We start from the raw sequence: 12416 nt of genomic DNA, 5'->3' as shown, positions 1-12416 counted from the left end.
ATCCCCGTGTCCTTGGTTCGATTAGATGTTTTAGCTATTGTGACCGTCTCTTGCATGCCAGATATGGTCATAGGATGATTCCAGAATAACGCTTATGCTGTCCATTTTCGCCGGCCACTTCAGACTGGCTGGCAAAGCCGGTTCAGAACGGCCCATCTGCGGAAAAATCTTCTCAGGCAGTTCGGCAATCGGCCGGTACATTCCCACCACCTCACCAATAATTACCAGGGCTGGTGATTCGACCTGCTCCTCTGCAACGATCTTTCCTAATGCATCCAGAGTGCCCACCAGCACGCGCTGCTGTGGCTGAGTGCCGCGTTCAATCACCGCCACGGGCGTTGAGCCGGGTAAGCCATGGGCAATCAAGCGCTGGCTGATAACAGGGCTGTTGGCAATCCCCATATAGAAGACCAGCGTCTGGCGCGCGGCGGCCAGTACGGACCAGTCAACGTACGGTTCCCCTTCCGGGCCATGTCCGGTGACAAACCTGACGGACTGTGCCAGGTTTCGGTGCGTCAGCGGGATCCCGCTGGCTGCGGCACAGCCCATTGCCGCCGTGATACCGGGCACAACATTGCACACTATCCCCTTCTGCTGGCAGCAGGCCATTTCTTCCCCACCCCGGCCAAAGATGAACGGGTCGCCGCCCTTCAGGCGCACTACACGGTGCCCCGCCAGCGCCAGATCAACCAGCAACATATTGATTTCATGCTGTTCAAGGCGATGATTGCGCGGGGATTTGCCGACATCGATCCGCAGTGCAGTGTCCGGCGTCAGCGCCAGCACCGCATCGGACACCAGCCGGTCAAAGACCACGACATCGGCCTGCCGGATAACGCGCAGCGCTTTCAGGGTCAGCAGTTCAGTATCACCCGGCCCTGCGCCCACCAGCCAGACGTCACCCCGGCGCACCGGGCTGCGTTGGTCTGCCAGGGCCATAATCTGCGCTATCGGCAACATGTTGCTAGTTTTCATGGGCGTTCTTCCATCGTCAGGGCGGCCAGCTGGCCGGCAATAAACGTTTTCAGCTCCGGCACGCAAGAGCCGCAGTTAGTGCCACATTTCAGCTTTGAGCCGAGCTGTTGCACGCTGTGACATCCCTGCCGCACGGCGTCGACAATCTGCGCTTCGCCAACAGAAAAACAGCTGCAAATCATTTTGCCGGTGGCGATCTTATGGCTGCCGGCCTGGCCCGCCAGTAACGCCAGCCGCTGCGGTGCCGTGTCCGGCGGGGTGATAAAGGCAGACAGTATCGCTTGCCTGTCCGGCAGCAGTGGGCTTCGGCGCGCGTAAAATGCCAGCTGCAGTTCGCCCTGCGCCCACACCAGCAGGTTGAAGCCCTCATCCCCCATCCGGGCGCTCTGGCAGGTTTTCCCCTCCAGCGGATAATGTTCATTCAGCCACGCCATCCACTCCTCCTGGAGCGAAGAATCCGCTAACGTAAAATGCGTGACGCCCGGTTGGGTGATGCGGCTCCAGTAGGCGGTGGCAGGCGCGGCGATCCCCTCTCCCCGAATAAACAGCTCTGCATACCAAGCCGCTTTCCATTTCGTCAGATTGACCGGCATATGCTTACTTTCCGGTTGCCCGGAAAGAGGATCGGTAACGGGAGCTATCAGCGCATCGACCCGGGCCTGCCGGCTAAAATGGCTGTTCCAATGGATCGGCACGAAAATACTGCCGCGAGGCTGAAGATGATCGGGTTGCGCGCGTAACAGCAGCCAGCCATGGGATGAGGTTACACGCAGCAACTCACCCGCCTGAATGCCCGGCGCATCATCCGGATGAAACTGACAGTACGGCTCGCTGATATGCTGCATCAGGCGAGCAGACTTGCCGGTTCGCGTCATGGTGTGCCACTGGTCGCGCACCCTTCCGGTGTTCATGATCAGCGGATAAGCCGCAGTGGGCTGGCTGGCGGGCAGCGCCGGGGTGACGGCGATCAACCGCGCTTTACCGTCAGGGTGAAAAAAGGTTTTATCTGTAAATAGTCGCGGCGTACCCTGCGGCCGTGCGGCATTAACCGGCCACTGGATCGGCTGCAAAGTATCCCATTCTTGATTGGACAACTGCGCCAGCCCGCTGATGTCAAACGCCCGAGTGCCTGCATTTTCAAAGCCGGACAAGGCCGCATGTTCGCGGAAAATATCTGCCGGATGCTGCCAGGCAAAGGCCTCCGCAAACCCCAGCCGCTGCGCAACCTGGCTGAGGATCCACCAGTCAGGTTTGGCCTCCCCAGGTGCAGCCAGAAACGCGCGTTGCCGGGAGATACAGCGTTCCGAATTGGTCACCGTGCCATTTTTCTCCCCCCAGCCCAGGGCGGGCAGCAGGATATGCGCGGCGCGGGTGGTGTCTGTGTCACGCAGAATGTCGGACACAATAACCAGAGGACAACGCGCCAGACCGGCCCGCACGCGATCGGCATCCGGAAGTGACACCAGCGGATTGGTGCCCATGATCCAGACGGCTTTTATCTCTCCCTTCTCGATAGCGCGGAAGAGATCGATGGCATTGAGTCCAGGGCTCTGCGCGACGTTATCGCTGTGCCAGAAACGCCCGACCCGTGTAATCTCTTCGGCGGTAAATCCCATATGGCAGGCCAGCTGGTTTGCCAGCCCGCCGACTTCACGTCCGCCCATCGCATTCGGCTGGCCCGTTATCGAAAATGGCCCGCTGCCAGCGTGTCCAATCTGGCCGGTTGCCAGATGCAGGTTAATTATCGCGTTGCATTTGTCGACGCCCGAACTGGACTGGTTGATCCCCATCGAATATAGCGTGACCAGCCGCTGACTCCGGGCTATCCGTTGATAAAACGCCTGTAATTGCGAGGAGGCGATCCCGCAATAGTCCGCCGTCTTCTCCAGGCTCCACGCTTTTGCTGTCTGTAAGGTTTCTTCTGCCCCGTTCGTGTGGTGCTGCAGAAAAGCGGTATCCAGTTTTCCGCGCGCTGCCATCTCGTTCAGTGCGCCGCAGAACAGCGCCGCATCGCTGCTCGGACGCAGTGCCAGATGCAGATCGGCAATATCACAGGTGGCGGTCTTACGCGGATCAACGACGATAATCTGCATCTCCGGCCTCTCCGCTTTGGCTTTCGCCAGCCGCTGATACACCACCGGATGCGCCCAGGCGGTGTTCGAACCTACCAGAATAACGCAGTCTGCCTGCTCCAGATCATCATAATTGCAGGGGACGGCATCGGCGCCGAACGCCCGCTTGTAACCCACCACGGCGGAGGCCATGCACAACCTGGAGTTGGTATCCATGTTGCCCGCCCCGATAAACCCTTTCATCAGCTTGTTGGCGACGTAGTAATCCTCCGTTAGCAGCTGGCCCGAGCCATAAAACGCGACCGACTGCGGTCCATGCTCGTCAATCGTCGCCTGTAGCCCTTGTGCGACAGCGTCTAACGCCTGCGGCCAGCTCACGGGTTGATGATGGATTTCAGGCTGGAGCAGACGCCCCTGTAAGCCCAGCGTTTCACCCAGCGCGCTGCCCTTCACGCACAGCCTTCCGCGATTCGCCGGATGTGCCGGGTCGCCGCTGGCGGCGAAGCCATCAGCCTGTGGCTGCATACTGACGCCGCAGCCCACGCCGCAATAGGCGCAGGTGGTTTTCACGACCGGAGACGCTGTTTTCATAGGTTGACCGTTTCAATGATTTTGGCGGACGCAACGCCCTGCGTTCGTGCCTGAACCCAGACGCGGCCATCTTCCACTTTCACCGCCCAGCTTCGCAGCGCATGCGGCGAATTGTCCAGGCTGCGGCCGTCCCGTAAGCTGAAGCGCTGTTTATAGAGCGGGGAAATCACCACCGGTTCGCCTTTGACATCCCCCACGAGCCCGCGCGCCAGCACATTGGCGTCGCTGTCTGGTTCATGATTGCTCAGCGCAAAAACCTGCTGTGGATGACCGGGCAGATAGAACAGCGCAATCTGCTGGCTCGCCAGGCGCGCCGCCATTCCCGCATTCGCCGGGATGGCGCTCAGGCTGCACACTTCCACCCAGCCCGGTGCTGGCTCCTGCGTATTTTCTGCGGCAGGCACGGTGAGCATGCTGCGCTCCTCATGCGTTGCAGGCCGCAGTTGTTGACGTTCGCTCACCATCACGACCCCTTCGTCAGGGATCTCGCTGTTTACAAACGGTCTGAACAGCGCCAGGCGATCCGGCGAGGCCAGAGTGGTCTGCCATTCACACTGGTACGTCGCCACCACCGCAGACATTTCACGATCCAGTTCATCCGCAATTTGCAGGCTGTCGTCCAGAATCACCTGGCGCAGGTAGTCGATGCCCCCTTCGAGGTTATCCATCCAGGTGCTGGTGCGCTGCAGCCGGTCAGCGGTGCGGATGTAGAACATCAGTAAGCGGTCAACGGTACGAATGAGCTGTTCTGTGCTCATGTCCTGCGCCAGCAAATCAGCATGGCGGGGCTTCATTCCCCCGTTGCCGCAGACATACAGGTTCCAGCCCTTATCCGTGGCAATTACCCCCACATCTTTACTTTGGGCTTCGGCACACTCGCGGGTACAACCCGAGACGGCCATTTTGATTTTGTGAGGCGAACGCAGCCCTTTGTAGCGGTGCTCTAATTGCAGCGCGAGCGAGGTGGAGTCCTGTACGCCGTAGCGACACCAGCTCGACCCGACGCAGGATTTCACCGTACGCAGAGATTTGCCGTAGGCATGACCGGTTTCAAAACCGGCATCAACCAGCTGCTGCCAGATCTCCGGCAGTTGCTCCAGACGCGCGCCGAACAGGTCGATTCGCTGCCCTCCGGTAATTTTGGTATAGAGCTTGTAACGCCTGGCGACTTCGCCGATGGCGATAAGCCCTTCGGGGGTTATCTCTCCCGCCGGAACGCGCGGCACGACGGAATAGGTCCCGTCCTTCTGGATATTGGCGAAATAACGATCGTTGGTGTCCTGCAGTGGCAAATGCTGCGGTTTCAACAGGTAGTCGTTCCAGCATGATGCCAGTATCGATCCGACCAGCGGCTTGCAGATTTCACACCCGCTGCCGTGGCCGTGCTTTTCAATCAGTTCCCCGAACGTGCGGATATTGCCTACCCGAACCAGGTGATAAATCTCCTGGCGCGAATACGCGAAATGCTCACAGATGTCTTTTTTCACCTCGACGCCCATGTCGGACAGCGCATATTCCATCACCTGCTTGGTGAGTGCGGCGCAGCCCCCACAGCCCGTCGCCGCTTTGGTGCAGGCTTTTATCGCCGCCATATCGTGGCAGCCGTTCTTCACGGCGTTACGGACATCGCCTTTACTGACGTTGTGGCAGGAACAAATTTGCGCACTATCGGGCAGGGCTGCGATGCCCAGCACAGGTTTGTCTGCGCCCGACCCGGCAGGCAAAATGAGGGATTCAGGTTTGGCTGGCAGCGGCATATCGTTGAGCATCATTTGCAGCAACGTGCTGTATTCCGCGCTGTCGCCCACCAGCACCGCCCCCAGCAGCCGTTTGCGATCCTGCGATACCACGATTTTCTTATACACTTCCGCCGGACCGTCTACCCAGCTGTAGTTCTGGCTACCTGGGGTACGCCCATGCGCGTCACCAATCGATGCCACCTCAACACCAAGAAGCTTAAGTTTGGTGCTCATGTCCGCGCCCTTAAAGACGGCGTCGCCGCCCGTCAGGGTATCCGCCAGCGCGCGGGCCATCTGATAACCCGGCGCCACCAGGCCGAAGACCTGCCCGTTCCACAGCGCACATTCGCCGATCGCATAAATAGCCGGGTCGGACGTCTGGCAGCGATCGTCAATCACAATGCCGCCGCGCGGCCCCACTTCAAGCCCGCACGCTCTCGCAAGCTGATCGCGTGGGCGGATCCCTGCGGAAAATAGCACCAGATCGGTTTCCAGATAGCTGCCATCGGCAAACACCATCCGGTAGTGGCTCTCCTCGCCAGCAGTAATGGCCTGGGTTTCTTTCCCGGTATGCACTTTCACGTCCAGCGCTTCAATTTTACGGCGCAGCATCGCGGCACCGCCGTCGTCGAGCTGAACCCCCATCAGCCGCGGGGCAAACTCCACCACGTGCGTATCCAGCCCGAGCTGTTTCAGCGCGTTGGCCGCCTCCAGCCCCAGTAATCCCCCGCCGACAACCACACCCGTTTTGCCGTTTGCCGCGCAGGCCTGAATGGCCGCAAGATCGTCAAGCGTGCGGTAAACCAGGCAGCCCGGCGCATCATTGCCAGGGATCGGCGGCACAAACGGATAGGATCCTGTTGCCAGCACCAGTAAATCGTAAGCCGTCTGCCGCCCCTGGTGATCGACCACAAAACGGTGTTTTGTATCAACGAGCCCGATGCTGTGCCCCAGACGCAGTTCAATCCCGGTCGATTCGAAAAATCCCTTTTCAACCATTGAGAGGGATTCCGCCGTGCGGCCAGAGAAGTATTCGGACAAATGCACACGGTCGTAGGCGGGCGAGGCCTCTTCGGCAAACACAATCACCTGGTATTGCAGATGCAGCTCACGCGCAACCAACTGCTCTAAAAAATGATGGCCCACCATGCCGTGTCCGGCCATAACCAATACGGGTTTCGACATTGAATGACTCCTCGCCACCCCGACGGGTAGCGGTTCTGATTTAACAGGCTGTAAGCCAGAGGCATCCGGCTCATTACCGGGACTGAAGACGCTGAAGGGCAACGGTTGACCAGCGGGTGTGCCGATCCGCTGGAGGTATTGCGGGCCATCGCTGATATCGCCCCACAACAACACCCCTTTCAGTTGGTTGTCGCAGAGCACCAGCCGGCGATAATGCCCGTCAAACGGGTCAAAGGTGGTATGGGTCTGAGCGCCATCGCGGCTGTGTAATTCACCGGCGCAGAACAAATTCAGGCCTGTGACCTTGAGACGCAGCGGGACATTCTGCACCTCGAATGAAGTGGCTTTATCGCCCCCCGCCAGCCGCGAGGCCAGCGTTTCAGCCTGCTGCCAGCACGGGGCCACCAGGCCAAAAGTGAGTTCGCCCCACTGGCAACATTCTCCAATTGCCGAGATGTGCGGGTCAGCGGTTTGCAGCTGCGGGTTCACCAGAATACCGCGATCGCACGGCAAGCCGGACCGTTGTGCCAGCGCGATGTCCGGCCGCACGCCCACAGAGAGCACGACCCGCTCCGCCGCTATTCCGCGCCCATCATTAAGATTCACCCTGCTGACGCTGCCAGCGGCATCAGCGCTGAATGACACCGTTTCAGCCTGCAAAATGACGTTGATGCCGCGTAATGAGAGCCCCTCGTGCAACAGTTTTCCGGCGTGTTCATCCAGCTGCTGATCCATCAGATGTGTGCCGCGATGTAGCAGGCTCACCCGCATTCCACGCCGCGCCAGGGCCGCCGCCGCCTCCACGCCCAGCACACCGCCGCCGATCACCGCAACCGGTTGGCCTGCGTAGGTTCCCTGCAGAATATTTTCGACATCCTGCTGAGTGCGGAACCCGTGGATACCCGGCAATTCGACCCCAGGCAGGGGGGGCAGAAATGGCCGTGAGCCAGTGGCCAGAACCAAATGATCGTATGAATAGATCTGCCCGGCGGCCGTGACGGTGCAAGCGTGACGGTCGATTGCCGTCGCCGCCGTGCCTGCGATCAATGTGATGTTGTGATGCTCATACCACTGCGCGTCATGCGTGACTATCTGGCCAAAATCTTTCTCACCGGAAAGCACCGGCGTCAGCTGGATGCGGTTGTACGCACTGTGATTTTCATCGCCGATGATCATGATACGGTAACGATCTGGTGCGAGCTCACAGAGATATTCCACCAGTCGCACGCCTGCCATACCATTGCCGATAACGATTAGAGTCGGTTTAGCCATTGCACAACTCCCCTCATGGAATCAGGCCACTGCCCGGTGTTTTGCATAGAGAAAATGCAGCACCTGCTGGCGATACTGGTGAAACAGAGGATCGTTCGACAAAGCCAGTCGACTGCGGGGGCGTGACAGCTCAACCTGTAACACTTCACCGACTTTCGCCGCCGGACCATTAGTCATCATCATCACGCGGTCAGACAGCAGCACCGCTTCATCAACGTCGTGGGTGATCAGCAAAATGGTGGTTTTCAGACGCGCCTGAATGTCCATAACGGCGTCCTGAAGATGCGCCCGCGTCAGCGCATCCAGCGCCCCGAAAGGTTCATCCATCAGCAAAACTTTCGGTTTCATCGCCAAGGCACGGGCGATACCGACACGCTGCTTCATGCCGCCTGAAATGGCGCCCGGGCGCTTATCGGCCGCATGCTCCATGTGCACCAGTTCGAGATTGTGCAAAATCCAGTCGTGCATTTCGCTTTTGTTCATCTGGTCTTTAAAGACCTGCCGCACCGCCAGTTCGACATTCTCAAAAGCGGTTAACCATGGCAGCAGCGAATGGTTCTGGAAGACGACCCCGCGCTCTGGCCCCGGCCCGGAAATCTCTTTGTTGTCGCACAGCAGCACGCCTTCCGTCGGGCGACTCAGCCCGGCAATCAAATTCAGCAGCGTCGATTTTCCGCAGCCTGAGTGGCCAATCAGGCTGACCGTTTCGCCTTCTGCGATATCAAAGCTGACGTTATCGAGCGCCAGAAAGGTGGTTTTCGCTGAAGGAAAACGTTGAGTGACGCTCTGGACGCTGATAATCGATTTTTCTTTTTTCATCGCGAGCTCCTAGTGATTGTCGTAACTTAAGCGACGGGCAACGGCCATCAGCCCCTGCTCCAGTAACATCCCCACGGCACCAATCAGCAGAATGGCGACGATAATGTTTTCCACGTTGAGGTTGTTCCATTCGTTCCAGATCCAAAAACCGATGCCCACGCCGCCGGTCAGCATTTCAGCCGCAACAATCACCAGCCAGGCGATACCGATGGACAACCGCACCCCGGTCAGAATGTACGGCAGCACGGCAGGAAACAGGATCTTGCGCATTACGGTGAATTCGCTGAGTTTCAGCACCCGCGCAACGTTGAGATAGTCCTGCGGAATGCGCATCACCCCTTCTGCGGTATTGAGGATCATCGGCCAGATAGAACAGATGAAAATGGTCCAGGACGAGGCGGGCTCCGCGCGCTGGAACAACAGCAATCCAATCGGCAACCACGCCAGCGGGCTGACCGGGCGCAGCAGCGAGATAATGGCGTTGAACATGCTGGCGATGAAGCTGAAGCGGCCAATCAGGAACCCGGCCGGGATGCCGACCAGCGCGGCAAGCCCGAAACCAATCGCAACTCGCTGTAGCGAGGCCAGGACATTCCAGCCAATGCCCATGTCGTTTGGCCCGTTGATATAGAACGGATCGGCAAAAATCACCTTCGCCGCCTCCCAGGTCTGAGCGGGCGTCGGGAAGCCTTTACTGCTACTGGCGGCGATTTGCCACAGGAGCAGCAGCACGGTGGCCCCGAGAATGGCGGGGATCATTTTCTGCATGAAGCGGCGAACGCTCGCGCGAAGCCGGACAATAAAGGTATCCGTTCTGGCTACCGGAGCGGCTCTCTCGATCGTGATCACTTCTGCGCTGACGGGCGATTCAACGCTGACCGCGGCAGGCTCCGTCAACGTGACGACATTGGTTTTCAAATTTACGGACATCTGTGGCCTCACTTAGCGTTTCATTGCAAAACTGTTGGCGTAGTCAGCAGGGTTGCTGCCGTCCCAGACTTTGCCGTCAATCAACGTGCTGCTTCGCATGTCGCTGGATGGCAAATTGATCCCGCCAACCGCGGCGGCAGCTTGTTTGTAGACGTCAATACGGTTAATTTTTTGGGCGATACCGAGGTAGTCAGGATCGCTGTCCAGCAATCCCCAGCGCTTCTGCTGAGTCAGGAACCACATGCCATCGGAGAGATACGGATAATTGACCGCGCCATCGTTGAAGAAGCGCATGCGGTGGGCATCTTTCCACGTTTTCCCCAGCCCATTTTCGTAGTCGCCGAGCATCCGCCCCTGAATCGTCTTGAGTGGCGTGTTGATGTACGCCCGCACCGCAACGACCTGAGCGGTTTCACTACGATTGGCATCAGAGGTGTCTATCCAGCGGGAGGCATCCAGCACCGCGGCGGTCAGCGCGCGAGCCGCATTCGGGTTTTCAGTCACCCAGGCAGAGGTTGTGCCGAGCACTTTTTCCGGATGATCCGGCCAGATTTCCTGTGAGGTGACAGCAGTGAAACCAATGCCGTCCTGAATCGCGCGCTGGTTCCAGGGTTCCCCCACGCAAAAACCGCTCATATTGCCGATTTTCATGTTCATGACCATTTGCGGCGGAGGCACCACGACATTGCGCACGTCGTTAAAGGGATGGATACCGGCGTTTGCCAGCCAGTAGTAAAGCCACATCGCGTGCGTGCCGGTCGGGAACGTCTGCGCAAAGGTATAGGTCCCCTTCGCACTGGCCTGGACCACTTTTTGTAGCGATGCAGCATCCGTCACGCCCGCCTGCTTTAACTGCTCAGAGAGCGTAATGGCCTGCCCGTTCTGGTTGAGAGACATCAGCATCGCCATCTCATGCTGCGGGCCGGACACGCCAAGCTGCAGGCCATAGAGCATCCCATACAGAACATGCGCCGCATCCAACTCGCCAGACACCAGTTTGTCGCGTACTGACGCCCAGCTCGACTCCTTGCTCGGGATGATTTTAATGCCGTACTTCTCATCAAATTTCTTTACCGCCGCCATCACCACTGAGGAGCAGTCGGTCAGGGGAATGAACCCGACGCGAATCTCTTTCTTCTCTGGCGTGTCGGAACCGGCAGCCCAGACCCGGTTCATGAATCCTGACATCAACATGCTGCCGCCGAGCACCGCACTCCCCGCAAGAAAGCAGCGGCGGGAGAGTTGTCCCGGAGTCTTTTTGTCGTCTTGTGTCATCAGGGCTTCCCGTTAGGTTGAAAAATGAAAAAAAAAGCGTCCAGTTAGCGCTCAGTTTCCTGAACGCTAACGGACGCCTTTATCCGTAATGCTGACTAAACCGCCATTGGTTTAGTGCTGTTGCTATTAAAAAGAATGCAGCTTGTGTGCCAACCTGCGGTATCAAAAAAAAATCAGAGGGTTAGCCTTATTCTGTCGCTTTGACGCCCTTTCTGGTGCACCGGAACTGCACATCCTGCACAGCGTAATTGCACACAGAAGGTGCAGTTATTGGCCCGGTTTGTGCCCGTTTTTGCCTAACAGCGCAGACACGGCAAGCATCGCGTCAGCAATTTCCGAAAGTTTCTTATTCTGATTCATTGCCATCTCAAGCAGTGCCTTATGCGCCTGGGGTTCCGTTAAGCCCTGATGCTGCATCAGCAGGCCCTTTGCCTGCTCAACCAGCTTACGCTCGGTCAGCGTGACGCGAAGTTGAGAAAGTTCTGCATCGAGCGCCTGCAGCTGGCGGGACTGCTGTTCAACAAGCTCAAGAACCGAACGACTAAGCTGCGGCGAGAGTAGAGCGGAGTAATGGCTTTCAGACTGTGGGATTTGGTCAATATTCTGCTGCTGAAGCGCAAGGGCGGCCTGTGCTTCACGGATACGCTGGCGGCAGGAGGCCATCAGAGCAGCTTGCAGCTCATCCTCCACCACTTTCATTCCATCGATTCGCGCCGTCGCAACGTCAAACCAGCGTAATGCGGTATCCGTCGTCTCACCGCCAGGCCTGACGCGCGTGCAGGCAATTCGCCTGAAACGTTCAAATTCACTGCTGTCCTGGTTCATCTGCTGCCGCCACATTGCCAGACAGCGGGGAGCCGCGAATTCCATGAAGGTCTGAAAGCAGCGCTCCTGGCTCTCGATTAAACCTGTGAATTGCTGTTGCGCGATGACATCAAAATGCCCTGCCGCAAAACCGGCGGCGGCCGTGGCCCGCTCCTGTGCGGCCAGCTCTTTTCCCTGCATAAAACTGAACATCGCCAGCAATGCCCGTGAAATTGACGGATCGCCGGAGATATCCGCCGTTTCGAAGACCAGTGACAAATGCGAGCGAATCACCTCGTTGTAGGCATTCATGGCATCAGGCTGACTGATAGACAGTCCAAGAACCTGCTGACGCAGTTGCGGTAACGTACTGAGGCTATGCAACACCGAGGCAATGCGGCTGAGTAATCGCGGTGCATTCGCCAGGTTGGGGCCGGTAAGATCCTGAGACGCAAGCCACTGACTGACGGCCTCCTCTGCCTTCCGGACCTCCAGTGCCCGCTCACTCAGTTGCTTTCCCCAGGTGTTCCCATGAGAACATAAGAAGATGTTCGAGGTGCCTCGTTCCCGTTGCAGTGTGTGGATCATCAGGCTGACCGCACCAACCAGTTCACCCAGCTGCAACAGCTGTTGCAAACCCGCGATTTCGCTTTTTTTCGACGCCTGTACAAAGCTCAGAGCAGAAAGGACCATGGAGTAACCTGCTGATAAGAGGAGACGCCTGGATAAAGCAAGAAACGTGCCTGAGACAGGG

The 12416-nt window shown here is 58.2% G+C and carries 7 protein-coding genes; all 7 read right to left on the bottom strand.

Annotated features, from left to right (window positions below):
• Positions 1-30: 30 nt before the first annotated feature.
• Complete coding sequence (gene cobA / locus ACJ8IN_RS06045) at positions 31-960, bottom strand: uroporphyrinogen-III C-methyltransferase (protein WP_373275762.1); 930 nt, start codon at positions 958-960, stop codon at positions 31-33.
• Positions 961-971: 11 nt separating this feature from the next.
• Positions 972-3638, bottom strand: a complete 2667-nt coding sequence (locus ACJ8IN_RS06040) for a nitrate reductase (protein ID WP_308325723.1) — start codon at positions 3636-3638, stop codon at positions 972-974.
• Positions 3635-7834, bottom strand: coding sequence for a nitrite reductase large subunit NirB (nirB, locus tag ACJ8IN_RS06035; protein ID WP_308325722.1), 4200 nt, complete (start codon positions 7832-7834; stop codon positions 3635-3637). Before nirB ends, ACJ8IN_RS06040 begins: the two co-directional genes overlap by 4 nt.
• Positions 7835-7855: 21 nt before the next feature.
• The gene (locus ACJ8IN_RS06030) at positions 7856-8653 is read right to left on the bottom strand and encodes an ABC transporter ATP-binding protein (protein WP_060437860.1); all 798 of its coding nucleotides are present in this window, start codon (positions 8651-8653) and stop codon (positions 7856-7858) included.
• 9 nt (positions 8654-8662) lie between these two features.
• The gene (gene ntrB, locus ACJ8IN_RS06025; protein ID WP_161764381.1) at positions 8663-9583 is read right to left on the bottom strand and encodes a nitrate ABC transporter permease; all 921 of its coding nucleotides are present in this window, start codon (positions 9581-9583) and stop codon (positions 8663-8665) included.
• A gap of 12 nt (positions 9584-9595) precedes the next feature.
• A complete protein-coding gene (locus ACJ8IN_RS06020) occupies positions 9596-10858 on the bottom strand; it encodes a CmpA/NrtA family ABC transporter substrate-binding protein (RefSeq protein ID WP_060420744.1) in 1263 nt (420 codons plus the stop codon).
• A 267-nt stretch (positions 10859-11125) separates the two neighbouring features.
• On the bottom strand, positions 11126-12355 hold the full coding sequence (locus ACJ8IN_RS06015; protein WP_308325721.1) for a nitrate- and nitrite sensing domain-containing protein: 1230 nt from the start codon (positions 12353-12355) through the stop codon (positions 11126-11128).
• Positions 12356-12416 lie beyond the last annotated feature (61 nt).

The sequence above is a fragment of the Serratia sp. CY31944 genome (genome assembly GCF_052169175.1).
Taxonomy (GTDB): Bacteria; Pseudomonadota; Gammaproteobacteria; order Enterobacterales; family Enterobacteriaceae; genus Serratia; species Serratia sarumanii.
This window is presented reverse-complemented; position numbering and strand designations above follow the sequence as displayed.

Coding starts and splice junctions, on each gene's coding strand:
- cobA (WP_373275762.1), bottom strand. CDS start 960: ATGTTGCCGATAGCGCAGATTATGGCCCTGGCAGACCAACGCAGCCCG.
- ACJ8IN_RS06040 (WP_308325723.1), bottom strand. CDS start 3,638: ATGAAAACAGCGTCTCCGGTCGTGAAAACCACCTGCGCCTATTGCGGC.
- nirB (WP_308325722.1), bottom strand. CDS start 7,834: ATGGCTAAACCGACTCTAATCGTTATCGGCAATGGTATGGCAGGCGTG.
- ACJ8IN_RS06030 (WP_060437860.1), bottom strand. CDS start 8,653: ATGAAAAAAGAAAAATCGATTATCAGCGTCCAGAGCGTCACTCAACGT.
- ntrB (WP_161764381.1), bottom strand. CDS start 9,583: ATGTCCGTAAATTTGAAAACCAATGTCGTCACGTTGACGGAGCCTGCC.
- ACJ8IN_RS06020 (WP_060420744.1), bottom strand. CDS start 10,858: ATGACACAAGACGACAAAAAGACTCCGGGACAACTCTCCCGCCGCTGC.
- ACJ8IN_RS06015 (WP_308325721.1), bottom strand. CDS start 12,355: ATGGTCCTTTCTGCTCTGAGCTTTGTACAGGCGTCGAAAAAAAGCGAA.